General features: G+C 49.8%; 16 protein-coding genes. 7 read left to right on the top strand and 9 right to left on the bottom strand.

All coding sequences use genetic code 11. The features are described from left to right. Positions 1-13: 13 nt before the first annotated feature. Positions 14-1399 (bottom strand): hemolysin family protein, encoded by a 1386-nt coding sequence (locus ACFVVF_RS26375; protein WP_387815851.1) that lies wholly within the window; start codon positions 1397-1399, stop codon positions 14-16. Positions 1400-1644: 245 nt separating this feature from the next. On the opposite strand from ACFVVF_RS26375, the gene ACFVVF_RS26370 reads away from it, so the two are divergent. Then, complete coding sequence (locus ACFVVF_RS26370; RefSeq protein WP_387815849.1) at positions 1645-2256, top strand: copper resistance CopC family protein; 612 nt, start codon at positions 1645-1647, stop codon at positions 2254-2256. Next, on the top strand, positions 2253-3341 hold the full coding sequence (locus ACFVVF_RS26365; RefSeq protein ID WP_387815847.1) for a copper resistance D family protein: 1089 nt from the start codon (positions 2253-2255) through the stop codon (positions 3339-3341). The genes ACFVVF_RS26370 and ACFVVF_RS26365 overlap by 4 nt, the downstream gene beginning before the upstream one ends. Positions 3342-3431: 90 nt before the next feature. Here the strand turns inward: ACFVVF_RS26365 and ACFVVF_RS26360 are convergent, their stop codons facing one another. After that, positions 3432-4439, bottom strand: coding sequence for an ABC transporter substrate-binding protein (locus ACFVVF_RS26360; RefSeq protein WP_387815845.1), 1008 nt, complete (start codon positions 4437-4439; stop codon positions 3432-3434). Between the two features lie 177 nt (positions 4440-4616). Between ACFVVF_RS26360 and ACFVVF_RS26355 the strand changes: the two genes are divergently transcribed. Genes ACFVVF_RS26355 through ACFVVF_RS26345 form a run of 3 tightly spaced genes read left to right on the top strand, consistent with a single transcriptional unit; the run spans position 4617 to position 7469 of the window. After that, entirely contained in the window at positions 4617-5603 is a 987-nt protein-coding gene (locus ACFVVF_RS26355; RefSeq protein WP_387815843.1) for a FecCD family ABC transporter permease, read from the top strand. After that, positions 5600-6643, top strand: a complete 1044-nt coding sequence (locus tag ACFVVF_RS26350; protein ID WP_387815841.1) for a FecCD family ABC transporter permease — start codon at positions 5600-5602, stop codon at positions 6641-6643. Before ACFVVF_RS26355 ends, ACFVVF_RS26350 begins: the two co-directional genes overlap by 4 nt. Positions 6644-6671: 28 nt before the next feature. Next, the gene (locus tag ACFVVF_RS26345) at positions 6672-7469 is read left to right on the top strand and encodes an ABC transporter ATP-binding protein (RefSeq protein ID WP_387815839.1); all 798 of its coding nucleotides are present in this window, start codon (positions 6672-6674) and stop codon (positions 7467-7469) included. Positions 7470-8457: 988 nt separating this feature from the next. Here the strand turns inward: ACFVVF_RS26345 and ACFVVF_RS26340 are convergent. Both ACFVVF_RS26340 and ACFVVF_RS26335 read right to left on the bottom strand, forming a co-directional pair. Continuing rightward, positions 8458-16071 carry a discoidin domain-containing protein gene (locus ACFVVF_RS26340; RefSeq protein ID WP_387815837.1) on the bottom strand — a complete coding sequence of 2538 codons (7614 nt, stop codon included), beginning with the start codon at positions 16069-16071 and terminating at the stop codon, positions 8458-8460. 175 nt (positions 16072-16246) lie between these two features. After that, positions 16247-17251, bottom strand: coding sequence for a glycoside hydrolase family 130 protein (locus ACFVVF_RS26335; protein ID WP_387815835.1), 1005 nt, complete (start codon positions 17249-17251; stop codon positions 16247-16249). A gap of 165 nt (positions 17252-17416) precedes the next feature. Here ACFVVF_RS26335 and ACFVVF_RS26330 point away from each other — a divergent pair, with 165 nt between their 5' ends. Further along, entirely contained in the window at positions 17417-18322 is a 906-nt protein-coding gene (locus tag ACFVVF_RS26330; RefSeq protein WP_387815833.1) for an AraC family transcriptional regulator, read from the top strand. A 58-nt stretch (positions 18323-18380) separates the two neighbouring features. Here the strand turns inward: ACFVVF_RS26330 and ACFVVF_RS26325 are convergent, their stop codons facing one another. The 5 genes from ACFVVF_RS26325 to ACFVVF_RS26305 all read right to left on the bottom strand — a co-directional run bounded on the left by ACFVVF_RS26325 (position 18381) and on the right by ACFVVF_RS26305 (position 25062). Further along, positions 18381-19934, bottom strand: coding sequence for a response regulator transcription factor (locus tag ACFVVF_RS26325; RefSeq protein ID WP_387815831.1), 1554 nt, complete (start codon positions 19932-19934; stop codon positions 18381-18383). A gap of 37 nt (positions 19935-19971) precedes the next feature. Then, on the bottom strand, positions 19972-20859 hold the full coding sequence (locus ACFVVF_RS26320) for a carbohydrate ABC transporter permease (RefSeq protein ID WP_387815829.1): 888 nt from the start codon (positions 20857-20859) through the stop codon (positions 19972-19974). Between the two features lie 17 nt (positions 20860-20876). Next, positions 20877-21752, bottom strand: coding sequence for a carbohydrate ABC transporter permease (locus ACFVVF_RS26315; RefSeq protein WP_387815827.1), 876 nt, complete (start codon positions 21750-21752; stop codon positions 20877-20879). A gap of 79 nt (positions 21753-21831) precedes the next feature. Then, positions 21832-23181 carry an extracellular solute-binding protein gene (locus ACFVVF_RS26310; RefSeq protein WP_387815825.1) on the bottom strand — a complete coding sequence of 450 codons (1350 nt, stop codon included), beginning with the start codon at positions 23179-23181 and terminating at the stop codon, positions 21832-21834. 120 nt (positions 23182-23301) lie between these two features. Next, positions 23302-25062: a cache domain-containing sensor histidine kinase gene (locus ACFVVF_RS26305; RefSeq protein ID WP_387815823.1), complete on the bottom strand. Its 1761-nt coding sequence runs from the start codon at positions 25060-25062 to the stop codon at positions 23302-23304. A gap of 392 nt (positions 25063-25454) precedes the next feature. Between ACFVVF_RS26305 and ACFVVF_RS26300 the strand changes: the two genes are divergently transcribed. Beyond that, positions 25455-26636, top strand: a complete 1182-nt coding sequence (locus ACFVVF_RS26300; RefSeq protein WP_387815821.1) for a hypothetical protein — start codon at positions 25455-25457, stop codon at positions 26634-26636. The last annotated feature ends 53 nt before the right edge of the window (positions 26637-26689 follow it).

Raw genomic sequence — 26689 nt, 5'->3', positions numbered from 1 at the left:
TTGGCAAAATGAATCAATCGGGTCCTGGCGAAGCTTTTCCCCGCTGCCTTCCCGCGCCGATGCCGCCTTGACCGGCTCCCGTTCCTTGGCTGCCTGCCGCTTTCTCCAATCTAATACGGGATATCCGCAAATGATCCGTTTCCTCGATGACAAAGACGACCCCCGCTTCATAGTCCACCCGCTGCTCACGCTGGGGCGGGTTCTCGATTTGCGAATAGATCCAGCCGCCGATCGTATCATAATCGTCGCTGCCGATATCTAATCCAAAGTAGCTGTTCACTTCCTCAATGAGCATAAGTCCGCTTATGGAATACGCGGAGTCATCCCGCCGCTCGATTTCCGGCCTTTCCTCATCAAATTCATCCTGAATCTCGCCAACGATCTCTTCCATAATATCCTCCAGCGTCACAAGACCGGAGGTCCCCCCGTATTCATCAATAAGAATAGCAAGCTGCGACTTCCGTTTCTGCATCAGCTTCAGCAGATTGCTGATCTGCATCGATTCGGGAACCGTCATAACCGGCCTCATCATCTGACGAATGTCTGAGAGGGCATGCTGGCTTGAATCCTTAAGCATATCTTTAATATGGACAAATCCGATAATATTGTCCTTCTCGTTCTCGCATACCGGATAGCGCGTGCGCATATGCTCCAGTGCGATCGTCTTATTTTCCTCCAATGACAGCTTCATATAGAGACAGATCATCTCGGTGCGGGGAATCATAATTTCCCTTGCTGTCGTTTCCGCAAACTCGAAAATATTATCGACCAGCGTCAGCTCCGTATTGTCGATTAAGCCGCTTTTATGACTTTCTTTCATCAGAATGCGAATCTCTTCCTCCGTATGGGCCGAAGCAAGCTCAGAGGCAGGCTCCAGTCCAAACCGCTGCAGCAGCCATCCGGCCAGCCCGTTCAGTATCCAAATGAATGGATACATCAGCTTGTAAAAATATACTAGCGGCAGCGCAGTCAGCAGCGTCACCTTCTCCGCCTTGCGGATCGCGACTGTCTTGGGTGCAAGCTCTCCCAACACAATATGCAAAATCGTAATGAATAGAAATGCTATCGCAAAGGAAACACCGTGAACGAGTACGCCATTGCGTAAGCCAAGTGCATGAAACCAAGGCTCGATTAAATCCTTGATCGCTGGCTCGCCAATCCAGCCCAGCCCAAGCGAGGCAAGCGTAATACCAAGCTGGCAAGCGGACAGATAAGCGTCCAGATTCGCTGTCAAATGCGCGGCCAGCTTTGCCCGCGAATGGCCCTCAGAAGCGAGCGTATCGATCCGGCTGCCCCGCACCTTCACCATCGCAAATTCCGCCGCTACAAAAAAACCGTTCATAAAAACCAATATCACGATAAGCGCCAACTGCCAGATGATCGGTAAAGGATCGCCCAACGATTCCTTACACTCCTTTTACAAGCCGTATTTGGCGGTATTATCAGCCGCAGTAATTCAGTGTATTCAGCCCGCCCGGCGCAATATGCGGCAAATGGCTGCAAATCTTCTCGTTTTTTGCAATTCATTGCACAATGTTCATAAAGCCGCAATCAATTGCCCCTTTTTCGCCGTTCGCGGCCTCCTTCTTTCTGTTATAATGCTATCAAATTCGATTATGACTAGCCTTTTGGGAGGAAATTCACATGCGTTTAAAAATGATGGCAAGCAACATAGTTGTACTTCTGGCAGCCTTACTTATTCTGTTCCCGTCCGCCGCTTTGGCGCATTCCAAGCTGGACAGCGCCGTTCCGGGGGATGGAGAAACCGTCAATGTATCACCAGACAAAATTACGATGACCTTCAATACAAAAATTGAAAAGCTCAGCAAATTTAAATTGCTCAACGAAGCGGCTGAGGAAGTGAAGACTGGCAAATCCGCCGTAGACGGAGACACGATGAGCGGCGATTTGCCGGAAAAGCTCGCTAACGGCAGCTATACGGTTAAATGGACGATTATGGGAGCGGACGGCCACACGATTTCGGGTGATTATTCCTTTACTGTCGATGCGCCAGAGGAAGCGCCTGCCACTGCAACGCCAGAGGCGACGCCGGTGCCAACGGCCGACCCTACTGAGACGCCAGCCGATGTGCCAACAACGAAGCCTGCTGAGCCCGATCAAGCAGCCAACAGCGGAAGCACCTCCACTACGCAAAACAGCGATATGGCGCTAGGACCGATTCTCGTAGTCGCTGTCGTCATCACAGTCATCGCTCTGGTAGCTGCGATTCTCATCTCACGGAGGCGCAAAGGATGACCTATGTCAGCGAGGCGCTTCTCTATCTTTGCTTTGCTATTCTGACGGGTACGTTCCTGCTTCGTCTCGTTCCAGATAACCGGCGTCCCGATATTGCCGTGCCGAACGGACTGCTTCTGGTCTGCGTCATCGCTATCCCGCTGCTGTCCTTTGTGCCGATCCATCAATCGGCGCTGCTGTTTGCCAAAGAGTTTGAGACGCCTTACGGCACGATGATCAAAAGCATTCTGATTGATATTAAAGCCGGAAAAGCCTGGATCTGGACGCTGGTCGCCTCGCTTGGCCTAACCGTACTGCTAGCGCTCCCGTCGTTCCGCAATGACAAGCATATGCCCAAGGTCGGATTGTTCATCACGCTGCTGCTCGCAGTATGGCTGGGGTATGCCAGCCATGCGTCAACGCTATACGGCACAAAAGGACTGATCGTCCACTCCGCTCATTTTATTGCGGTCACGGTCTGGATCGGCATTTTGCTGATAGCGGGATGGTTCTCGCGGAACGAACAGCACTGGGAGTCCTTTCTAGGCTGGTTCTCGCCGGTTGCCATTGGCTGTTTCCTGATCGCAATCATCGCAGGCATTATGCTAATGAGCTTCACAACGCCGCAATATGTCTCGGCCTGGATGCTGCCTTACGGCCAATTATTGCTTATCAAGCATTTGCTGCTGCTGCCGCTCTTACTATTCGCGTACACGAACGGATTTGGCTACCGCTCCATGATCAAGCGCAGCAGCAGCTTCAATCCGCGTCCATGGCTGAAAGCGGAAAGCGCAGCGGCGCTGCTCGTATTTATCGTGACAGGCATACTCGGTCAGCAAACGCCGCCGCATAATGTCAAAGATACGCTGCAATCGGTATCGCCTTCACCTTTGTTCACTTCGATCTATCAAGACAGCTACAGCCCTGATCTGGTTCTTGGGCTGCACCCGAATCTGGCAAGCCTGCTGATGCTCGCAGCCGCATTCATTATGATAGGCGGGTTCTTCCTCATGTACCGCAGCAACCGGCTTGCACCGGCATCCGCCATGGGATTGCTCGCTTCGGTATTCGGTTATTTCGCTCTTATGTTCGGTTTATCTGCCTAGCAGCCAACAAACGGCATTCGGCAAAAAAAGGCTGTGGAACAAGCAGATGATTCTGCTTTCCACAGCCTTTTTTCAATAGAGGAGCTATAATTAGTTTTTCAATTGAATGCCGTAAATTTCAGCCAGCTCAGTGAGCATCAGGTTCGCTGCTTTAATGCCGCCTGCCGTGTTCCAGATCGCATCGTTCACACGGTAAGCACGGTTTTCTTTTACAGCGCTAAGGCCTGTCCAGAGCGGATCATTCGTCCATTCCTTCTCTTGATCATTGCCTTTGCCGTCGCCTGTCTCATAGGTAAAGTAGATAATGCGGTGAGCATCTACTTCTGGAAGGCGCTCTTTCGTAATTTCGTCTGCAAACGTTTCTTTCGTGTTCAGCGTCATTTCATTACGGGCAAGACCGATTTGGCTAGCAATAATGCCGGAGAACGTATCCAATTGGTAGACGCGAGTTTTGCCGCCCATAAAGCGTACGAACGAGATCGTTTCTTTCAGCTTGTCGCCGGCTTGCGCTTTGAAATCTTCAACGCGGGCATCGAAGTCTGCCAGCAGCTTGTCACCTTCAGCTGTTTTATTAAGTGCTTCCGCATACAGCTTGAAGTTGTTTTTCCATTCGCCCCGCAACGTCTCGGATTCTACCGTTGGAGCGATCGCTTTCAGCTGCTCATAGATTTTCTCATGGCGCATTTTGTTTGCGATAATCAGATCCGGGCTAAGACCGGCAATCAGTTCAACGTTCGGCTGGCCTTCCTTACCCAGCACTTCCACGCCTTCCATCTCGGAAGCAATGTGATCATACCAAGGATTTCCTGTAAAAGATTGAACCGCGCCTACCGGCTTAATGCCTAGCGCCAGAACAGCTTCCGTTCCTTCATTCGTCAGAACGACAACACGTTTAGGTGTGCCTGTAATTTTTGTCTCGCCCATCGCGTGCTTAACGATACGAGTCTCATTCGAAGCTTGCTCCGAATTTCCTGCTGCTGCATTACCATTCTTATTAGTAGAGTTGCTTGCTTTCGCTCCACAACCCGTTGCAATTATTGCCAATACCAGTGCGCAAATCATAATTCCGACCGATTTCTTGCCCAACCATTTACTCATTATTTTTCTGCTCCCCCTGCTGATTATTATTCTCAATGAAACACTATATAGAGGGATGACCTAGAAGTCAATGAATTTTTTGAGAACGATTATCATACTCGTTGACAGGGGCAGGCCATTCCTCTACACTGCTTAATAGAAGCTTTTTAGCAAATGGAAAGGTCGGCTACATCTATTATGCGATTATTTGGACTACTACTTTCGATTCTACTATTAGGTGCAGCGATCGTTTGCAGCATTGTTTTCGGCACAACGGACATTCCGTTCTCACAAGTTATGGACTCATTCCTCCATTATGACGCCTCCTTGCAGCAGCACCTGGTTATCCAGACGACTAGACTTCCACGGGCACTTATTGCCGGAGCAGTTGGTGCTTGTCTTGCGGTAGCAGGCGCTATCATGCAAGTTATAACCCGCAATCCTATCGCATCCCCAAGTCTGTTCGGCGTCAATGCAGGCGCATCCTTTATGGTTGTAATCGCTTCTGGCTGGCTTGGCTTGTCCGGCATGCAGCCGCTGGCTTTATTTGCACTGCTCGGCGCGGCGATCAGCGGCGCGATTGTTTTTGTGCTGGGAAGCATCGGTCGTGACGGCATGACTCCGGTCAAAATTACGCTCGCAGGCGCCTCGATCTCCGCTTTTTTCGCCTCGCTGACGCAAGGCTTCATGCTCTCAAGCGGCAAAATGTTCGATCAGGTGCTCGTCTGGCTCGTCGGCTCAGTTGCCGGCCGCAATATGTCGATGCTGCAGGGCGTACTTCCTTATATGGCTGTCGGCCTTGTTATCGCCCTGGCGCTTTCCCGTCAGCTTAACTTGCTTGGCATGGGTGATGATATTGCAAAAACGCTTGGCCAACGGACCGCTATGGTCAAAGGGCTGGCTTCGGTTGCCGTTATTCTGCTGGCAGGCGCTTCTGTCGCAGTCGCCGGTCCAATTGCTTTTATCGGCATCATCATTCCGCATATCGTACGTTTTCTGATTGGCAGCGATTACCGCTGGATCATTCCATACAGTGCTGTTCTTGGAGCTGTGCTGCTCGTCACCGCCGATATCGGTTCCCGCTACATCGCCATGCCTAAAGAAGTTCCGGTTGGCGTCATGACCGCCGTCCTAGGCGTTCCATTCTTCGTCTATATCGCCCGGAAAGGACGGAAAGCATCATGAGCAAATACAGTACAATCCGTACGAACAAACCGAAACTCAGCCTGCTGCTTGAGCGCAAAACGGTCCTTATAGCGGTTGTGCTGCTGGTGCTTTGCGCTGCGGCCGCCGTCCTGAGCACCGGCATCGGCAGCAAATTCATCGCTCCGCTCGACGTTGTCAAATCGATCTTTGGTTATGGAAACCCGATGCATGATGTCATTGTGCTCAAGCTTCGCCTGCCTCGGATTATAATCGCGCTGCTTGTTGGGGCTGCGCTTGCATCAGCCGGTGCCGTGCTTCAAGGATTGATCCGCAACCCGCTTGCCTCGCCTGATGTAGCGGGTATTACGGAGGGCGCTTCGCTTGGCACCGTGCTGTTCATGTTTTTTTTCAACGAGAAGCTTTCCATTCAATGGATGCCATTGGCCGCTATTATCGGCGCGTTTGCCGTAACTTTCCTGCTCTATGTGCTCTCCTGGAAGGATGGCGCTTCGCCGCTTCGCATGGTGCTGATCGGAACCGGCCTGTCGGCAGCGTTCAAATCGATCTCCTATATGCTGCTGATCTCCGGCCCTTTTTTCATGGCAGACCGGGCGCTGACATTCATGACCGGCAGCATTTACGGCGCTTCTTGGGAAAAGGATGTCTTTACGCTGCTCCCTTGGCTCGTCGTGCTGCTGCCGTTGACATGGCTCATGTCCCGTCACGTCAATATTCAGTCGCTGGGCGATGAAGTCGCCGGAAGCGCTGGGGCCAGCGTGCAGCGGCATCGGCTGCTGCTGCTCATCCTGAGCGTATCGCTTGCCGGTGCGGCAGTTGCCATTGGCGGCGCTATCGCCTTCGTTGGACTAATTGCGCCGCATATCGCCCGCAAATTGGTCGGCTCCTCCTTTGGAGGATTGCTTCCAGTAAGTGCGATGATTGGTGCTTTGCTCGTATTACTATCAGACTTGGCTGCGCGGACGCTCTTTACCCCGCTGGATATTCCCGCGGGAGTGTTCACCGCAATTATCGGCGCGCCGTTCTTCTTATATTTGTTATACCGTCATCGTAATCAATAAGAATGAGACTAGCAGGAGGTAACGTGCAATGAGCTTGCTTGAAGCGAAAGAAATGGCGCTTTCCTACGGGGGAAACCATATTTTTGAAAACTTGAATTTAACGATACCCGAAGGAAAAGTAACCGTGCTGATCGGCAGCAACGGCTGCGGCAAATCAACACTGCTCCGCTCGCTGGCCCGGCTGCTCAAGCCGACACAGGGCTCCATTACGCTGGATGGACAGGATTTGCTGGCGATGGCGCCTAAAGCTGCGGCTAAGCAGCTTTCGCTTCTTCCTCAAGGCCCTGTTGCTCCGGAGGGTCTGACCGTACTCCAACTCGTCAAGCAAGGCCGCTATCCTTACCAAAGCTGGCTGCAGCAATGGTCCAAGGAAGACGAGCGCAGTGTGCGCGAGGCGCTTCAAGCGACGGACATGGACAGCATGGCTGAACGCTCGGTCGATTCGCTCTCCGGCGGTCAGCGTCAGCGGGCGTGGATCGCGATGACGTTGGCGCAGCAGACCGGCATTATTTTGCTGGATGAGCCTACGACTTACCTCGATATGACACATCAGATTGAAGTGCTCGATCTGCTCCAGGAAATGAATGAGCGCGACAATCGGACCATCGTTATGGTGCTTCACGATATTAATCTGGCATGCCGCTATGCGGACCATATCGTCGCGGTCAAAGACGGCGCAATTGCCGCACAGGGAGCTCCGGGAGAAATTGTAGATGCCGCGATGATCGAATCGGTCTTCCGGCTCAAATGCGAGGTCATTCCCGACCCGCTGTACGGTACGCCGATGATTGTGCCGCATGGCCGGAAGAAATTAGTGAGGCAATAAATATCAAGGGCAGACTCGAGGGTCTGTCCTTTGATGTGTTTAACACAATACGCGGGTCCGCTGCGCGTATTGGTTCTTGCTGCCGTTCTTGATTCCACTGTTCCATTGGTTGCACAATGGGTAGTGGATCGAACCTGCGAAAAGTCAGCGAGAACTCAATACGCTCCGCTCCCCCTAAAACTTATTTTTAAAGACTACTTACATAGCCCCGGTCCGCTGCGCGTATTGGTTCTTGCTGCCGTTCTTGATTCTGCTGCCCCATCGCTTCACGATGAGTAATGGACCGAATCATCGAAAAGTCAGCAAGAACTCAATACGCTCCACTCTCCCTAAAAACTTATTTATCAAACACTACTTACATTGCCCCGTCCGCTCTCTCTACTCGCACCTCACAGTCAAAAAACACGCATCTCACAGCTTTTTATCTAATCAAAATGTAAAAGTACATGTTGGAAGCCGCTTTTTCGGCGAATTATGGTATCAAAATGCAAATGTGCATTTTGATTGGCTTAAAAAGTCCCTGTTGAGTCAATTCGAGCGATTTCAAATGTACTTTTGCATTTTGAACGCCTTTTTGGAGCTTTTGGGGCGCATCAGCCTGCACTTTTGCATTTTGTTTCTCATTTGCCAAGGAGAGACTAGCAACGGGTGGGTAATTTCGCATCTGATGGACATTATGGAGAGGGAGTCGCTCAGACGTTTGTATAGTGCTTGTCTAACCACTTGGCTTAAGTCCTCACCTCTCACTTCATAATACGGATAGCTGATAAGTTAGAGTATTCGTATATGCTTACCAACTCAGTCAGACTATTCATCTACTAAGCTACTGCTTTGCAAGAAAGCTACTGGAGTGCATCAGCGGGAATGCCGTACATATAGGATATAGGCTGTCCCATACAAAGAAGGGGCAGACCCGCGGGTCTGCCCCTTCTTTTCGATTACATTACATTACATCATCTTACTAGCACAACGAGTCACAATACGCGCATTATTTGTTCAGCAAATTGTAAATGATCTGAGCGGACTCCGCACGCGTGGAGATACCTTTAGGGTCGAACACACCTGCACTCCGGCCTTTAACCAGTCCAAGCTCGGCAGCCCGATTAATATATTCAATCGCCCAGCCGGAAGCCTCCTTCTCGTCTTCAAACGCTATCTCTTTGCCGCTAGCAGCCTGACTTGCCCCTTGCGCCGCTTGATAGGCCCGTATAAGCATGGTGACCATTTCCTCGCGCGTTATTTGGGCATTCGGAGCAAATGTATTGCCGCTCTTGCCTGCAACGATTCCGGCTTGTGCCGCTACCCTTACGGCTTCTGCATACCATGCGTTCTCCGCCACGTCAGCAAATACCGCGTGACCGGATTCAGCTTCGGTAAGCTTCAATGCGCGTACCAGCAGTGAGACGAATTCGGCACGGGTTATCGCCCGATTAGGTTCGAATGACGCGTCACTCGTTCCATTGACGATCCGCTTAGCTGCAAGCTCTTGAATGACGCTCTCTGCCCAGTGACCGGATGGCACATCCGTGAAGCTCCATACCATTTCGATTACTCCGTATATGCCGAACGCATTTGCTTCGCTCTGCCATTGGCCCGCATTCTCTGTACCGCCAACATAGCTTGGCTTGGCATTACCGTCCAGACGGAAAATCCCCGCAAGCTTCGGATTGATTGCTTTCCCGCCGCTCGTCTTCAAGCGCACAACGATAGGTTCATCTGCATGATCCACTTTTATCGTTTTACCATCAGCCGCTGTAAAAATAAGACTAAACTCATACGCAGTACCCGCTGATGTCACCCGCGTCCGCTCGCCCGCCTTCAGCATCGATTGCAGCGCCGTATCCGATATCGGCTGAATGCCTATCGTCAGCTTGCCCTCCGATAAACCGGATGCAGCAGCCTTTTCTCTTACCTGCCGTACGAGGGCAGCTGGCAGCTCAAGTTCATAGTTTTGCGAGCGGATCACGATTCGGCTGTTCGCCGGCAGCTCCGCCGCTTCCAGAGGAAGCACGACCTGTCTGATGCTCGCCGCGACCGGCAAGATGGCATGGCCGTCTTTTACCGATTGCAGCAGCTCCGCAGAGGAAACTGTCAAGACATCAGTTGACTGAGCACCTCCACCTCCGCTTCCGCCTCCATTGCTATTCCCGCCCGTACCGCCGCTGCCATTACCAGGAGCAGCTGTTCCAAGCACGATGACTTTCAGTGCGCTCGTATCCGCCGTGCTTCCATCCGATAGTCTCGTAATCGTCAGTACAACCGTCACTTCTGTTGCCGATGAGGACGGCGACAATCGTCCATCTAGACCAAGAATACCCGGCTTGTCCGTGCTTTTGATCGCTACCGAATACCCTGCCGGAACGACGGGCAGCACCAAGCTCGTCTCGCCTCTGGCCGGCGCTTGCAGCACCGTTATACCCGCCGCAATACTCGCTGCGCTTGGACCTTGCTCCGAGACCACCATCCCGAAAACTTTCATTTCATAAATGGAATATCCCCATTGTCCAGACTTCGCTGTACCCTGCATCCGGATATATCTTGCATCCTCATTCAAATCGATAATATCCGTACCGCCATTGCCATTGTTCTCCGTGAAAACATCCTTCCATTGCGCCCCGTCAGAAGAAACTTGAAGCTTGTAGCCTTTAGCATAAGAGTCTTCCCAGTCAATCTGAACCCGGAAAACGCGATAGATTTGTTCCAAATCCACCTGCAGCCAATTGTCAGCGGACTCGCTTGCACCCCACCGGGTAGACTGCTCGCCGTCAAAAGCCGCCGCTGCTGTCTGCTGCGGATTGGACGAGGACGATGCCTGTGCAGGCTTGCCAAGCGCAAGGTTTGGCGCTTCTTGACCGTAAATCTCCATCTCGTAGATCGAATATCCCCATTGCCCGGATTTTACTAGTCCTTGCATCCGAACGTAGCGGCCAAGTGCATCCACACTAATCTTCTCCGTACCGCCCTGCGAGTTTGCTTGCTCATATACGTCCGTCCAATGCACACCATCCATCGAGACCTGAAGCTTGTATGCCTTGGCATACGAAGCCTCCCATTGCAAATTCACTTCATTTAATGCATAGATACCGCCCAAGTCCACTTGGAGCCAGTTGTCCGCACTCTCGCTCGCGGCCCAGCGAGTAGCCGGATCGCCGTCGAAAGCATGACTAGCGCTTTGCTGAGCGTTCGATTCCGAGGAGGCGCTGGCGGTTTTGCCTAAAGCCAGGTTAATCTTGGACGCATCCTTCAGCTTGAGGCGAATCGCAACCTTCTTATTCGCTTGAAGCGGTATAACGCGTGCGATGCTGCCAAGCGGCGAGCTTGCAATCGTCACATCCTGACTGACGATTTCTTCGATGCCTGCGCGCTGAATCAGCGTCAGATTCTGATCGATGGCAGACGTCAGCTCGACGTCGACCGTCAAGTTGTCCATATTCCACTTGAGCTCGTTGACAGTCACTTGCCCTCTTGCGAGCATGCCGGAAATGGAGCCTCTAGTTAACGATTTAGGCAAAGCCGGCAGCAGCTCCAACGTGCCTCTATCGGAAATAGCGAGCATTTCCATCATAATCGTCGGAACGGAGTTGACGACGTCCGTAGCGAACGTGCCGTGGTTGTTATAGTGCGACGTCGACAGACTGGAATAGTAATAATCGTCTTTGGCAAACCGTACAAGCTTGGCATTGACGGAATCTGCATTGTTCAAGTTCGCGGCCGCCAGCGCACTGTGAAGCAGCCCATGCCCGGCATTCTCATAATTACCGCCGTCCTTCTTCTGCAAGGAAACACGCGCAGCATCGTACAGCTCCCTGTTTTTCTCTGGCGTGACTTCGCGGTAAGGCCAGACCGGCATCATAGCGCTTGAATGGCGATGTTGATAATTGTTTTTGTTCATCAGATCCGGCCATGCCCATTCGGCAAACGCTCCGTCATTATTAACCAAATAAGGCGGCAAATGATCGAGCAGCTCCTGCCAGACTGGTATCTTCTCCTCATCCCGTCCAAGGAGGGTGCTTGTCTCAATCAATGTCTCCAGAGCAAAGCGCGCGCCGGAGATATCATAAACCGAGTTGACCGAAAGCGGTACGCCGCCGGCTGGCCTATTCTCGGGTGAAATAGAGCCTGCGAAAATATAGTGGCCGTTGCTATCCTTCTCGACCAGGAAATCCTCGTAAAAGTCGCCCATATCCCGGATAAGCGGGTAATATTGGTCGGCTAGGAAGGAGGTATCTCCCGTAACCTGATAGTGTTCCCAGAACGGATAGAGCAGCCAGGATTCACCGCCGGTCACATACTGGTACGGATATTCGAAATTAATATTCGAGATCAGTCCCTCTCCGTTCGGCGTATTGCCGCCTGTAAGCATGCCCCTTGTTCCGAGCAGCTTCTGCGCGTTCGTTCGGAAATCTTCCTGCCATTGATGATTAAGATAGAAGTACCCTTCCATCGCCTCCGGCATATTGCCGATATTGCCGCCAGATATTTGCAAATTGAGGTTGGCGTCAAGGTGATAATAGCCGTCCCAGCCAACGTTGCTGTCGCCCGTCCAGTTGCCAAGCAGGTCAGGCGCCGCTGTAGCGCTGCTTGATCCCAGCAGATGATAGCGGCCCGAATAGAACATCCGCTCGAACAGCGCCGGAATAGGCGTCGTGGATGCCTTCTGCATGGCGAGCAGCTCCTCGTTGGATTTGGAGCGGTCCCCCTCGCTTGCCCCAAAATCGATCAAAACGCGGTCGAAGATTTCACTGTGCATGGCCGTATGGCGGCTGAGCAGCGTCGCGTAATCATCAGCCACACCCGACAGCTGACCTTGAAGAAGCTCCTGATTCCATTCCTGTTCAGCCGGCAGCCCGCCCTCGAACGTTCCGTCATAGCGCTGAGTAAGGGACAATAGCAGAACGTAGGTCGCCCCTGTTACAGACACCGCATCGCCATCCAACGTCTTCTGGCCGTCCGTCACGATGCGTGTGACGCCTTCGTAACCCGCGTTGTAGGTACCGTTAGCGTATTTCGCCCGCAGGTTGAGGAAATCGACCGAGGAATGGTTCTCGTACGTTATCCCTTTATTCAACAAATTCATGCCGGGATCAATACTGAGCGCCAGCTTGACGTCCAGCGTCTCGCCGCTTGGAGCAGGCAAATATTGCACCGTCATTCCGTCTGGTCTCGACACGAATGACTTGCGCTCCCAGTCCCCCTTGCCGTCTGTCCAGTTGACGGAGACGACGCCGTCGGAATAATCCGTAGAGCGGACGTAATTCGATATCGGGCCGTTGTCCGGCATCGTGATCGTCATTTTATAGCCCGGATGCTTGCTTCCTTCTCCGCCTCCCCGATACCCTTGCACATCAGCCGCAAGCTGATTCGCCTCCTGGTAACGGCCGGAAATGAGCAAATCTCTAATCTCTTCAATATTCGCTTCACTTACTGTGTTAAAGGTACGGTGAGGATTCGCTTCCGATCTTGCCATGAAGAAATCCCGGTCGTTAAAAACAACCGTTTCTTCCCGCGGATTGCCGAATACGATAATGCCCTGCTTGCCGTCACCAGCCAGCAGTCCTTCTTCCCAGTCCCCGTAGTTGCGGGGATACGTAGTCGAAAGTGCTTTCGTCGCCGGATTGCCCGATGTTGTAAAGGTCTTCATCAGTCCCCCGCTCTCGTTCCCATTCTCATCAATCGCCGTTACTTTGATTGTATACGTGCTGCCGGCGTTCAGCCCCGCAGCCGTATAACTGCGTACACCAGCAGCAAGCGAAGCGACAAGGGTACTGCCCAGATACACGTTGTAGCCGGATACCGTCCCATTATCGATTGCGGCTGGCCACTGGAGAGATGCCGATTCCGCCGTTAAACCCGTCAGCTCCAGTGCTGCCGCTGCCGGCCACTGGGGTGCAGTATCGGCTGGCTTGACCTTGCCGTATACTTCAAATTCATACAGTGAAAGTCCCCACTGCGTTGCAGCAGTTACACCCTGCATACGGACGAAGCGTCCTGTTGCGGGCTGTTGAAGCTCGATGTCGTCCACATGATCGCCTGCTGGTGAAGCATCATCATGTTCATAAACATCCGTCCAGACGCTGCCGTCATCTGAAACTTGAACTTTGTATTGCGCTGCGTATGCTGCTTCCCAGGCAAGCACGATCCGGTCGATCACATGAGACTGACCCAGGTCTACCTGAAGCCAATTGTCGTCCCCGCCATTTGACCCCCAGCGCGTGCCGGTATTGCCATCAAACGCCCGGAAGGCGGAACGGTCCTTGTCTGGCTGACTGTTCTGTTCCCCGCTTCCATCATTGGACTGCGAAGATGCCGTATAAGCAGAGGGCGCCTTGTTCAATGCCACGTTCACGGGCACCTCCGGCTGAATTGGGGTGCCATACACTTCAAACTCGTACAGCGAATATCCGTAAGACGTGTTCGGTACGACGCCCTGCATCCGGACAAATCTTGCATTTTTCCGGATCGTGACCGACTCGTTGCCGCCTGCGCCGCTTGTCGTATGGTACACATCCGTCCAGCTTTGTCCATCATCGGAAATCTGGATAAAATATTCGCGGGCATAAGCCGCTTCCCACGAGAGCACGGCTTTCGAAACGTTATACTCAGCTCCAAGATCGACATAGATCCATGCGTTGTTGTCGTTGCTGTGATCGCTTGACCAGCGAGACGAGCCGTTGCCGTCAATGGCCTTGTCGGCGGTCAAGTTGCTGTCCTCATACGATGCAACAGCTACTGCATTGGAGCCTAACGATAAATTGAGCGGCACGTCGGTTGGCTGAGCCGGCGGTGATGGCACGGTCTGCCCTTGCGGCGGCCACAGCACGAATTGGTTAGCACCATTTTGCACGTTCGCGAACGGACCAGCCTTCACACTTCCTGCCGGGAAAGCGTTGCCAAAAAAGTCGGTCGAAACATCCGCCGCAATGCTTTCATTCGCATTGGGTATGACGCCGACCCGCGCCTGCGTCACAATATCCAGACCGTTCATTCCCGCAGCGTTCAGATTGAAGCTGATGCTCATGGCATCATTGGTCGTCGTATACGCCACATCGGAGATTACATTGGTGAAGTTATCCTCCTTCACATGCGTTTTATTCGCTGCATCGGACGGCAGCACAGAGCCTTGCACCAGATTGTTGTACCAGTGGAACTTTTGTACGGTGTTCATGGCATTCGTCTCGTTCATCGTACCCGGCTGAAAATAATAATTTTCCCTTCCTCCGCCGTCAACGTTAATATTGCCGTTGTCGATGAACAGATTGTTGGCATATACGACACCTGTTGCGTCCAGCATCCGAATATCGTTGTTGCCGATAAACACGTTATTGTCTACAAGAATAGGGCCATGAACAGCTTCTGCGTAATAGCCCCACGGCGTGTTCATCACAATGTTGCCGGTAATACGGACATTCTGATTGCCCCAGTCCGTCCAGATGCCGGCGGAGTTGCCTCCCTTGGAGTTTTTAATATAATTGCCTTTTATCAGCCCTTCGTTCATGTAATGCACCTTGATCGGAGCCGTCTCCGCACCACTGAATTCACCGCGGTAGTTCGTGTCTTCGATCCTGTTGTACATAATATCGGAGTTCCACGAGAACACGCCGGCGATGCCTGATTGGCCCGACTTCGCGATATAGTTGTTGCGGACAACATGGGAACCATACTTGTCCGTTTCTCTGAAATTCGTGCGCGTTACGCCCGGACGGTTGCCTGCCCATTCATCGTTGCCAAGACCGATATCGATCGCAATCGTACGCGCATTAATGACGATATTGTTCTGAATAATCCACTTCAAGCCGCCGTTAACGCTGATCGCACCTGCTTGGCGCCTGGAAGGCGATCCCGGAAAGTCGGAATACGTATTGGCGGCATGCTTGACTGTGAAGCCGTCAACCGTTATGTAGCCAAGCCCCCATGCATCCGGTGCGAATACCTGCCTGCGCACATTAATTTCCGCCAGCTTCTGATTCGGATCGGCTCCATCAAAGTTTGCGTAGATCGTCGTATTCCCACCGGATACTTCCGCGAACCACGTATTCCCTGCAGCCAAGACATTGCTCAAGGAGCCTTTTTGATAATAGGCCTGATCGTTCAAATACACATCGCCAGCCGTATATACCGGGAAGAAGCCGCCTTCTCCGCCTTGCGGGTGTCTTGTAGCAAACGGATTATAATCACCGAAGAAGCTATTGGGCAAAGCAACCTGCCACACATCTCCGCTATAAGGCACCCAATCGTTAATTTCCTCCGAGCCTTTGATGACGACCTCGCCGTCGCCAGCGTTCGTATATACGATCCGATGCTCTTCATCCGTTCCTCCTCGCGCTGGCTTTACTGTCTCCCGGTACAGTCCGGCATGGACAACGATGGTATCACCGGGCTGCGCTTCCTCCGCAGCATGATTAATCGTTAAGTACGGCTCCGCTTCCGTACCCGGATTATTATTGCTGCCGTCCTTCGCAACGTGAATGACGCGGCCTTCACTAGGCAACGGATCTGCGGCTGCTGACGGCAGCCCTACTGTCGTTAGCACCAAGCCGGCGCATAACACGGTGTAGAATGTTTTTTTGCTGGCACGAGCTGCCTGCTTCCATGAACGTATCATTATTTTGTCCCCTTCCATATTTATACTCTTTATCAAAGCAAACGCTTACATTTTTAATTGTAGTCTTGCAGACACGCTATCGTAAGGGTAGTAATCTATAATTACATCCACTTTTTTAATACTTTCCTTTACAGCCAAAGAGGCAATGCCCTGCGCACTGCCTCTTCCTGGTCGATTAGCCTAAAATAAAGTCCAAAAGCTCGTTGACCGGAACGGTTGCCAATCCGATCGAGGTATCACAGCAGCCATAATAGACGTACAGAATATCATCTATGATGAGATTGGCTGTCGGGAAGACGACGTTAGGGATAACAAGTCCGGTTTTCTCATAGTACTCCTCCGGCTCCATAATGAACTGCTTCGTTCGCCCGATGACGATTTCCGGATTGTTCAAATCGAGCAGAAGAGCGCCGACGCGGTAGATCGATGAGCCATCCACGCCATGGTACAGCACGAGCCAGCCCTTTTCCGTCCGAAGAGGCGTAGCCGCAGCGCCAATCTTAGTCCCCTCCCACGCTTCCTGCGCGACAGCCAGCAGCTTAGGCTCAGACCATTCCAATAAATCATCGGAGTAGGAAATCCACATGCCCGGCCTGTCCGTTCCATAGGCTTCGCCCACATATTCCATCGGCCTTCGCAGAAGAGCAAACTTCCCGTTTATTTTCTCAGGAAACAGAGCATTGTCGCGATCATCAATCTCTGGCGGCGTCGTATAGCACAGCTGCTTGAAATGAATGCCGTCCTCCGATACCGCAATGCCGGAACGAGTCAGCATCGGCCTCACCCCATTGCTTGCCCATTCCGGATAATGCTCGGGAAAGTAATTAGGTACCGCTATACCTGTCGGCCAGCAGTCAAACGCATACGGCTGCAGTGCATAACACATGTAATATAAACCGTCTATCTTGACGACCCTTGCGTCTTCCACGCTTCCTCCAGGAAAACCGAGCATTTCACCCGTAAATACGGCTTCCTCCTGAACTGGAGTAAAATGAATGCCGTCCTCGCTTTCCAGCAGACCGATGCTGGTCTGGAACGGCGTTAAAGAGCTCGCCGCTCTGTCATACATCAGGAACTTCCCTTGATCGTAAATAAGGCCCGGATTAAATGTAGCCACTTGCCTGATTCCGGCTTCCCCTGGAACAACGACCGGATTTGCCTCACAACGTGTAAATTTCATAGCTGATATCCTCCTTTAATAGCTGTCAATCTACTGCTACGCCTAGCATACGCCGCATGAAGATTTAGAGAAATAGACATGACCGCCATTATTGTGCAATAATGTCGCAAAAGTAGAAGGATTTATCTTCCCTTTGCAGAATGGTTACATTCGGAGGTCATTCAGATGGAACACTTGCAAAGGCATGAGCCGATACGCCATATGGATCTGGATATTAAGGTATCCATCGGCCATATCCGGTTTAATATTCTGTATATCAATTTCGAGCCGGCTACACCGGCCTGGCATTTCAAGAACCACAGCCATAGCAGCTATGAGCTGCACTTTATTCCGAGCGGGCGGGGCGTGCTTCGCGTATCCGATCAGCAATTCCCCATCGAACCCGGCGTGTTCTACCTCACCGGACCCGGCATATACCATGAACAGCAGGCAGACGATGAAGACCCGATGTGTGAATACTGTATCAACTTCGAGCTTGAGGTAACCGGCCGGCGGAAGAAGAAAAATGATGACTATATTGAAACCGAAGTAGAAGAAATGCTGGAAACGCTGCGAAATACTCACTTCTGGTTTGGCCGCGACGCGTTCGAAACGATTCCTCTGTTCGAGCATCTATTCGCAGAGGTGTCCAGCCGCAAGCTTGGCTATTACGCCTATATTCAGAGTCTGGCATCCCAGATTATTATTCATGCCATCCGCAACTTCGCCGATGGGGATCGGGCGCCCAGCTATTATTTTCCGCAAAAAATACTGGACGACAGACGGAGATTTATTGCCGACAACTATTTCAAAGACAGCCACTTGATGCTGACTCCTGCCGAGCTTGCGGGGCTGATTGGCGTAAGCGTCCGGCAGCTAGAGCGTATTATGCAGCTGTATTACAACAAATCGTTCAAGGAGAAGCTTCAGGAAAGCCGCCTCTCTCACGCCAAGAGTCTGCTGTCCGGCACCGCTCTTTCCGCCAAAGACATTGCAGAAGCGACCGGATTCGCCTCGGCTCCCTACTTCTGCAAAGTGTTCAAAACCTGCATAGGCATGTCCCCGCTTCAGTATCGTGCACAAAAAAGATAACCTCTCCGCACAAAAAAACGACCTGTAAACGTCACCCGTTTACAAGTCGTTCGTTTTGCTATTGATATCTCGTTTCCCTATACTCGGACGGCGATACGCCGCATGTTTTTTTGAAGACGTTTACAAAATATTTGTAGTCATTGTATCCGACACGATCGGCAATATCAGCAATTTTCATATCCGTGTCCCGCAACAGCCCTTTCGCCGTTTCAATACGGACATCATTCAAGTAAGTATTGTAAGACTTGCCCGTCTCCTGCTTGAAAATATGGCTGAAATAATTCGGCGTAATATGAAGCCTGTCGGCAATGGTAGAAGCCTTCAGATCCTGAGTAAATTCCTGATGAATCCATTCCTTTACCCGATTGACGACCCAGCGGTTCTTTCCCACATTCGAGCTGTTCATAATCGTCTGGAGCGCCATCAGCTCGTCCCAGTACAGCCGCTCCAATGATGCATACGAATTATAGATGAACAAATCGGCATCCGTGAAATAAGAGTCTTTCTCCTCAACACGGACGCCTACATGCTTCAGCCGACGATAAATGAGCACTTTAATGAGCTGACACACCTTCCAGCTCTCCTGCAGCAGAAACAGATTTTCCTTCAAATAGAGAAAGAGCTCCCGGCTTGCTTGCCGCAGCTGCTCGACATCCTGTTGGAAAAACGTCTCCACGACCTGCTTCTCCAGCGCCTCTGGATAAGCAGACACGGCATCCGCTTCCTGTCTCCTCTCTCTGGAGCTCCCGTCTATCCCGATCTCCAGACGCTTCAATTGCAGCACGACCTGCTCGTACGCATTCTTCAATGTGGCGAGACCAGTCTGTGCCGGAGACTCACACACCCACAAGGGAATATTCGAGCCGTTCCACTCCAGCGTGCAGGACGGCTGCGGAAAAACCTCCTCCTGCATATCGTCGCTGCCGTAACCGTATACGAAATGCAGGTTCGGATGAACGAATACCGATATCGTCTCATATCCAAGCCCCTTCAGCCTAGCCTCTATCCTATTCTGCCATGCCGCATGCAATTGCCGAACGACTTCATCCGTCAATCCGCAGGATAACTGGTCATAGCTTGCCACAGCGCTGGCAAAGAGTCGATAAGGAACCGGGAAGGAGAGCTCCTGCTCCGGCAAAGCAAGATCATGCACGCCTTCATGGGCCTGCATTAGCAATTGACGAAGCCGATGCTCCAGCTGATTGCGAAGCTCGCTGCCCTGCTTCTCGCGCGCTGCCCGAATCGTCCGGCAGACCGATTCCACGGTTCTCATCAATTGATCGACGTCTACCGGCTTAATCAAATAATCCTTCACATTATATTGAATTGCTCTTTTTGCATATTCGAATTCCTCGTATCCGCTGAGCAGAATGAAGGAAGCAGGATGCTCGATCTCATGCAGCTTTGCCGCCAGATCCAGTCCGTCCATCTCAGGCATGCGAATGTCACTCAGAATGAGGTCCACCTTTTCTTTCTCCAGAATAGCCAAAGCTTCCAGACCGGAATAAGCCTCACCTGCGATTTCGATATCGAGCTCATGCCAGGGCAGCGTTTCCTTCAATCCCATACATATAATGGGCTCGTCGTCCACGATCAGCATTCTAAGCTTCATTCCCATGATCCTCCCTTAGATGTCCAGATGCTGCTAGCTAGCCCTTAACGGCACCCGCCGTCATTCCCTTAACCAGATAACTTTCAAGGCATAGAAAGACGATAATGACCGGAATGAGCGCCATCGTCAAGCCTGCCATCTGCGTCGTATACGAAGTGGTATATTGGCCTACGAAATTAGAAAGCCCTAGCGGAACGGTTTTCAAATCCGGATTGCTCACAAGCACCAAGGCAAATGAAAATTCATTCCAGTTGTTGATAAAGTTAATGATGACGACCGTTGCGATCGACGGCATCGACATCGGCAATATAATGGACCAAAAAATACGCAGCGGCCCGCAGCCATCCATGATGGCAGATTCCTCAATATCTTTGGAGAAGCTCTTCATAAAGCTTACCAGAATAAATATGGTGATCGGCAGCCCAAAAGCGATATAGGGCACGATCAACGACAGATACGAGTTTTGCATATGCAGCTTGTTTTCAAGTATAAATAACGGAACCAGTGTCGCATGGATCGGAATCAGCATGCCAAACACGAAATAATTGTAGATTTTCGTCTGATGCTTAAATCGGAATCTGGCCAGAAAATAGGACGCGAAGGCGCCTAATAGCACCGTAAACAAGACAGCCAGCACGCCAATAATCATACTGTTGGAGAAATACAAGCCTAGCTTGGCGACTCTCCATGCCTCCGCATAATTGGCGAACAGCCATTGCTTTGGCCATGCCAATACACTTTGGGAAAAAGCGTCATCCGACTTAAAGGAGTTCATGAACATCCACAGGATCGGGAATAAATTGACTATACTATAGGCGGTTAAAAAAATATAGACGACTAGCTTGAGTATCTTTTTTCTCGTCGAATGTCTCGTATCCCTCTCTAGCATCGCTTTTTCTGAGGGAACGGTAATCGTATGCGGCATCTCTCGCCTCTCCTCTCTTAATCTTCTTTCGCTTTCAGCAATCGTGAAGCAACGGAAATGAGCAGCAGACTGACCACGAAGATGGCGACAGATATCGCACTTCCGTATCCATACTGAAAGGAGGAGAATGTTTTGTTGAACATATAGATTGCCATGACATCGGTCGTATGAGCCGGTCCTCCGTTGGTCATGACATAGATTAAATCGAACGTTTTCAAGCTTCCGCTGATACATAAAATAATCGAAACCAAGATGGTACCCCATATCATCGGGATAATGATCTTTATCGTTTTGACGAAACCGGTTGCTCCGTCGATTTCCGCTGCCTCCAGCGTTTCCGCCGGGACGTTTTGCAGCGCTGCCAGAAAGATCACCAGATACAAGCCGACATATTGCCATATAATCGTCAGACATACTGCCAGCATGGCCCATTTCGGATCGCCCAGCCAGTTGTGTGCCAAATGATCCAGACCGACCGCTTTGAGCAGCGTATTTATTAATCCGTACTGTGTGTTATAAATCATGTTCCAGGTCAAAGAAATAATGACCGTTGAGATAGCTACCGGCAGAAAGCCTACCGTGCGGAAAAACTTAGCGCCTCTAAGCTTGCTGTTCAGCAGCAAAGCGAACAACAAAGCGATCGGAATTTGTCCGAGCACGGACGCCAGCAGGACGAACATATTATTTTTCAGCGAGCTCCAAAATACTTGATCTTTCATTAAAGCCGCAAAGTTGTCCAATCCGATAAACGAGGGGTCGGAGAAGCCGTCCCAGTTCTGAAAGGAATAATAGAAGGAAATGCCAATAGGAATCATGCAAAACAATGTGTACACGATAAGGGAAGGAGAAATTCCCAGCCAGATCAGCCACTTGTTGCGATTTAATAGATGCATGCGAGAGATTGCTCCTTTCTTAATTAAAGCGGAGAATCAAGGAATACCCCTGATTCTCCGAAGTTCGTTCCTATATGAACTATTTAGCCTTAGCCGCTTCCAGCTCGCTCGCTACTTCCTCTGGCGACTTGGTGCCCATCGTAATGGACTGAAGTCCGTTGTTAATAATTTCGGTTAACTGAGGCGTAAGCACGGCATCATATACAGGAGCCACGCCTCCGCTCGTCAGGCTAATGAGCTGCTTCAACGTATCGGATGCATCGGACGGAACTGTAACAGTTGCCGGAACCAGCTGATCCTTGGCCAGAAGACGGTTATACGTATCCTCGCTGCTCAGAAACCGGATAAATTGACGGGCTGCATCCAGCTTGGCTGGATCGATATCTTTGTTAATCGCAACGCCTTGTCCCGTAACCCCCGACAAAGCTTGCGGGTTGCCTGCTCCGCCTTCAATGGCCGGGAAGATAGCGAGGCCCAGATTACGATCCTTCGGCAGCTTCTCTTGTACGCCGCCAAGGGACCAAGTGCCTTCAACGAACATAGCCGCTTTCCCCTGGACAAAATAATCCAAATGCTGATTGTTGTCGATCGTGTTTAAATCTTCATTGAATGCTTTCAAATCGGTCAATTCTTTAATGACATTCAAACCGCCCACGAACTCAGGATCGGTAAACTTCTTCTCTCCGCTCATCGCTTTGACCAGGAAGTCGCTTCCTGTCATGCGGTCGCCAATCGTGGAGATGTAGCAGGATTGAAGCACCCATTGCCCTTTGTTGCCGAGAGCGATCGGCGTAACTCCCAAATCACGCACTTTTACAACCATCTCCTTGAATTCCGTATAGGTCTTCGGAAACTCGCTGTAACCCGCTTTGGCCAAAATGTCCTTATCGTAGTAAATCATATGGGTGTATACAACAATGTTAGGAATTGCATATTGCTTGCCGTCAATTTGATAGTCGATCAAGTTAGCGCTCGGAATGAGCTTGTCTTTGTATTCTGCGGCGAGATCGTCGATTGGCAGTACCGTATTGCCGTCTACCATGGGCTTCAGCTCTGCGCCTGGCCATACGACGAACATATCCGGCAATTGCCGGCCTGCTGCACTTGCCTTTAATTTCAGCTTGTACTGATCATGCGGCATTTGCTCGATTTTGACTTTAATATTCGGGTTTTCTTGCTGGAATTCGCTCACCTTATCATTCAGCACGCCCATGTACGCATCTGACCCGTTCCAAATGTTCCAGAACGTCAATTCTACGTTTTTGGCCGGTGCTTCTGTGGCCGTTCCCCCATTGCTCGGTTTATTCTCAGGTTCGTTGCTGCCTTTGCTGCCGTTGTTCCCGCTTCCGCATGCCGTTAGCCCGATCGACAAGATCAGAACCAGCATGATGCTGACAGCCTTACTTATGACTGTGTGTGCGCGTTTCATCGTATTCCCCCTCATTTTTGTTTTGCGGTGTTTGTAACCGTTATCATTATTGTAGGGAAAACGGTTGCAGCCAGAAACCGATTAAATTAACTCAGCATCCACTATTTTAAACAAGATTGCCTATGGTGAAGATTCGGCCGGTATCGTATCGACGAATGGAATCGTTAACCGGATATGGGTTCCTGCCGCTGCCGGCAAAAACTCCATACGGAACCGGTCGCCAAACCATAAAGATAACCGCAGGTAGACGTTGCGCATGCCGTGGCTCCCTTCGCCTGTGTAGGCGATCAAGTCGGATAATGCCTGAATATCAGCGCCTAAGCCATCATCGATAATATCAATGTGATAGGCGTCGCCTGCAGAAAGCCGCGTGCTCCGTACCGTTATATGCATCGGCTTTTGCTGGCCCGGCATGCCATGGACGATGCTGTTCTCCACAAGCGGCTGCAAAATCATCTTCGGCACATAGGAAGCCAGCAATTCATCCTCTATATCGATCTCGCAGGTCAATCGCGCACCCAGCCTCTGCTGTTGGAGATCAAGATAGCTCCTCACGTACAGCGCCTCGTCCTTCAGCTCAACCCAAGTTCCCGATCGGTGAAGACTCAAGCGGAACAACGTCGATAACACTTGAATTAACCGACTCGTTTCCATTGCTTTTTCAATTCTGGCCTTCCAGCGGATCATGTCGAGCGTGTTGTACAGAAAGTGGGGATTGATCTGCATCTGAAGCACATGCAGCTCAATTTCCTTCTGCTTGAGTGTCAGCTTGTATTCCTTATCAATAAGATCATGAATCCGGTCCATCATGGCGTTGAAGTTCGCCGCCAGCAAGCCAATCTCATCCTTGGAACGAATCCCGGTAATTTTTCTAAAATAGTTGTCATCGACTTTCTTCATCATTTTGGTCAATCTTTCAATCGGCTTAAGTATCCAGTTAAAAATAAGCCATGAAGCATAAAGCACGGTCGCGACCGATATCGCCACGATCAGTATCGTATAAAACTGGATCGACCTTGATTCTTTGAACAGATGATCCTTATCGACCCAGGAAATTAACCCCCAGCCGGTATAGGCAATTTTTTTGTATAGCAGCAGATTATCTTTTTCATCAACAGGCTTTCCTTCACTGCTGACAAGCTGATGTATGCTGCTGCTATCCAGTTGAAACTTGTCACCCGGCTCAGACCGTTGTTCCGTAATCGAATTTCCGTCATGATCGAGCAGCATAGTGCCTGCGATTGCTCCCGAATCCTTGCTTTGGATCAGCTCGTTCACCTTGGAAACCTTCAGACGGATAATGACGATGCCAAGCGCCTTGTCGATCGCATTATAGTCATTAATGACGCGGACTAGCGAAATAATCGGTTCGTGATGGATATCACCGTTTTCATAACGCCCTGTCCAGGTGATTTTTCCTCTCTCTTGAACCGCTTGGTCGATCCACTCCCCTTCATTTCCGATAAATCGGGAGCCATAGGCGATTTGACGGTCGTCCACCCCTCTAAACTCTACGGAATGAATGTAGCCCTTGGAAATTAAAATAAACTCGATAAATCCTTTTATGTTATCGATAAGCGCCGATGCGAGCTTCGGATCGGAATCGACGGAGGTCATCGTTAAGTAGCTGCGAATATCTTTATTGACGATTGCATAGCTTGAGGTCGACTCAACCTCGCGGATAACAGATTCAATATTCGCTACGTTGGCATCCAGCAGCGTCGCCGTCGATTTCACGGCCTGATTCGTCATCGCTCTCGTAGAAATATTGTAGGACAAGGTGCTGAGCGCAATCAGCGGCAGAAAAATCAACACGCAAAAAAGAATGAGCAATTTGGTACGAATACTAATAAACGCCGGCTTCTTCTCTACCTTCATCATCTAGTTCCCCTGTTCTATACTAGAATTGGCTGGAATGTGCATCCATTGTCGCTCAACTCTATTAAAATTGGCAAGAGGGAGAATACGTAGAGAGGGGTAGGTATATATGGATAATAAAATGACAGCTAAACTTCAATCCGGGCAAGGATAACTCAATTTTTCGGCCCCGTTAGCAGTGGTCATTGACCCTATATCAAGAAAAAAGTCCTAAAAATAGATTAACGAATAAATTATTACATGGTAGAATTATCAGTAACGATTTTTATAAATTATAGATCAAACAAGCGGTATCTCATTATTCTAGCCAAAACAGATCAGTATAGGATGATAAGCCGATAAGATCGTATGTAACTATTAATAAATTAACTTATAAGAAAACAAAGGAGAGTTTGATGAGAAAGCTAGCTATAGCCCTTTTTTTGGCATTCGCCTTTAGTTTATTAATTAGCTGCCAATCAAAAGAAAAGAACTTGCAGTCAACTTTAAGTAATGCAAGCACTCCCTCTTTAACCCGAGTAGAATCCTCACCACCAGCTTCTCCCACTCCAGATGATAACTCCTTGAAAGGGTTTCTATACATTAATTCAAATCAATCTGAACAGATATTTATTAATTGGACAAATCAAGAAAACCTATTAAATGGGAGTATGCAGTATGCGAGTACAAAAAAATCAGGAAACGAAATAGCTATTGAAACTAATTCATATCCATTCACAGGTGTTATAAGCAAGAAGTCTATTAGTCTAAACTTCACTAATGGTTTCTTTAATTCAACCATTACTATTACTGGGGCTATAAGAAAAAATGAGTTAATTCTTTACTTTCCCGATAACGATGGACTACTAAATGAATTCTCTTTTAAAGAAAGTAGCGTTCAAGAGTATAACTCATTAATACAGTCTTTATCTGAAAAAATTAAAAACACAAATAGACAGCAAGCAGAACTTAAAGCTATCGAGGAACAAGAAGCAGCGAACAAGAGAAAGAAAGAAAACGAACAAAAAGCAGTTATACAAGCAAATCAATCTCTTGAAAATGTTATCCAAACATTACTAGAACAACTTAAAAACCGTGAGAATTTTGAAGAACAATTTACCAATGTTAATACATCTTTCGAGACACATTGGAAACAAATGAATTTAAATAAGCAAAAACTCATCGCTGCTTCCAAAGTTAAACCCTTCAACAATGACCAATATTATATTGTTCAAGACATTAGGTATGATATTGGTGATGATAAATATGCAATTGGTGATGATACCTATCAATTTAAAGATATAGAATGGAGAATTAATAATTACTTAGCCGATTTACAAAGCTCATTAGACGACATTAACCATCGTTGGTCATTGCTCAATGTTGCCACTAAACAAAATTCAACCGGTACCCCTTTACCAAATTTTACTGAAGAACACATTTTAACTCTCACTAAAAACATAGAAGTCGAACTAAATAAATCTACCTCTTTATTAGCTACAAATCAGAAAATATCTGCTCAATTTCAGGATAAAGCTGAAAAATTGGCAGATGAGATGCTAGATTACTTTAATAATTTACAAATTGAATACGACTAAAAACAGCACCAAGGAAACCACTTCCTTGGTGCTGTTTTTAATTAAAGAAAAAG

It is taken from the genome of Paenibacillus sp. NPDC058174 (assembly GCF_042883865.1).
Classification (GTDB): Bacteria; Bacillota; Bacilli; order Paenibacillales; family Paenibacillaceae; genus Pristimantibacillus.
This window is presented reverse-complemented; position numbering and strand designations above follow the sequence as displayed.